The following is a 1,991-nucleotide window of genomic DNA, read 5'->3' as shown; positions in this document are numbered from 1 at the left end:
TTGGATACCGGCCTCCCGCAACGGAAAGTATTGTCCAGATGGACCAGAGGCCGGTCATGCACTAACAATCAACCTGGACCACTCCGTGGGGGCAGTCCACCTGAGCATCAAGCCCCTGCTCGAAGCAGGCGAGTTCAACACGATCTCCGAGGATCTCACGGAGAGCGATATTGCCATTCGGGAAGGTCGTCTGGTGGATCACCTGGAGAAGGCCGCTGACAAGCTGCCTGGATGGTCAGGGACCGTCGCAAAGAATGTCTTGATGACAAAGGACACGGCCCTCTTCAAGGGCCTGAACAGGGCTGTCCAGTACGGGGACTTCATTGCCAAGGCGGTGCTCTACGATCACCTAACGAAGAAGAAGGGCATGAGCCAGGAGCAGGCTCTGGAGGAGATCATGGAAGAGTTCGTCCAGTACAACCGTCTGCCAGGACGTGGCAGGGATTTCCTGGAGAGCAATGGCCTGCTCTGGTTCTGGAACTACAAGCTCCGGATCCAGAAGATCGCCCTGAAGATGCTCCGGGAAAGACCGGCGTCAGCATTGTTCTTGATGGGGGGTGTCGGACCTGCAACGGACATCGACTCTGTAATGTCGGGATCGTTGGCCGGTGCGACATGGGATGATCGAATTGGATATTCGATCGGACCGGGAATGGGGTTTAGGTAGCCATAGGTCAAAATCCTGAGCAAACCGATCACACGCCTTTAGGAGTTCGATCTGGAGACTTTTGCAGATCGTCCCACAAACCAGCCTTTTCCAGCGATCCTAAGGTCAAGATACTCGTTTTCGCCCTAAAGACTTTGGAGTTCCCCCGCTTGATTGATGGTTATTGATTGAACCAGGCTTTGCATCGTCATTATTCCAGCAAGGGCCGGGAACGACGACCAACATGATTGGCGATCAGTTATCGCCTTCTACGGTAAGCTGATATGGACCGTGCAAATACGCGCTAGCACCACAGAAGCTGCGCTCGTCGTCGTACTCGATTTCAAGCGTTACCACCCCATCCTCGCTGGGAGTCAATGTCAGGGCGCGGTCTGTCTGAGGAATGCGCCAGGATACGTCGCCGGTGTCGCCCCGGCTCGCATTCGCTGCGATGATCTCGCACAGATGTCCGCGCCTTAGGGTAACCGTAGAAATGAAAAACCCGTAATTGCCACCGGGTCCCGCCGCGAGCGTTAGATCGCCTGTGATTTCGTTGGGACGAATGACATAGTTGTAGACGCCGGAAAGCTTTGGAATACCCAGGTCTTCTTCGATCCGATGGCCCAACGCCACCCAACGACCCGATAACACACTCCAGAGGCAGGCGCGGTCGTCTTGGCAACGGTCCCGCTGTTTCAACCACCGCACCTGTTCGGCAACAATGCCGGGGTGCATTGAGCGCAGAACACCGAATTGCCGCGCGATTTCCCAGTCCATGAGCATCGAATACGGGTCGTCGCAAATCGTCCTTTCCGTGGCAGTGCTCGCCTTCGCGCAATCGAAACTTGGTCCCCCTTCCGCCAGAGCATCGCTCTCGTGGAAAATTGTAAAAACGGCCAGCGAAATGCCCAGAACCAAATTCCTCATTGCAGCTCCGTCACTCGTTGCGGCTATCGTCGAACGACAGGCGTCTCCATTCTCGAAGCTCGCGTCATATCGTCAAGCCCGGCGGACTTCTGATCAAACACGGATTAGAAACTCAGTCTAGGCAACTGCTGACTCGTGTTTACCACATGAAGGCGAACAGTTTTCAAAGCAGACATTGAGCTCAAAAAGCCCGAGGTCTGTTTTGTCCGCATGGCGGTCATAGGCTCAATTTCATCGGACGTCCGCTTTGATCAGAAGCGGTCATTTTCTGTGTTGAACGGCGGTCTGAGATGGGCGTGATCGGTCTCTATGAAGGCATAGACAGTAAAGTGCGCTGGTTGGCAGGGTGCCGATGCCTGGTGTGGGAGGGCTGGATGGAGACTTCACCATGTCCAGTATTCAGCTTCCAATAGTCAGA

2 protein-coding genes are annotated in these 1,991 nt (G+C 54.9%); one reads left to right on the top strand and one right to left on the bottom strand.

Annotation, left to right across the window (positions count from 1 at the left end):
• On the top strand, positions 1–667 hold a 667-nt coding region (locus EZV60_RS18905), incomplete at its 5' end, for a hypothetical protein (protein ID WP_210115132.1).
• A 234-nt stretch (positions 668–901) separates the two neighbouring features.
• Here the strand turns inward: EZV60_RS18905 and EZV60_RS18900 are convergent.
• On the bottom strand, positions 902–1,573 hold the full coding sequence (locus EZV60_RS18900) for a lysozyme inhibitor LprI family protein (RefSeq protein ID WP_135507628.1): 672 nt from the start codon (positions 1,571–1,573) through the stop codon (positions 902–904).
• Positions 1,574–1,991 lie beyond the last annotated feature (418 nt).

Source organism: Roseovarius aestuariivivens (genome assembly GCF_004761875.1).
Lineage (GTDB): Bacteria > Pseudomonadota > Alphaproteobacteria > Rhodobacterales > Rhodobacteraceae > Roseovarius > Roseovarius aestuariivivens.
Note: the sequence above shows the minus strand (reverse complement) of the source record. Positions and strands in the feature narration are given on the sequence as shown.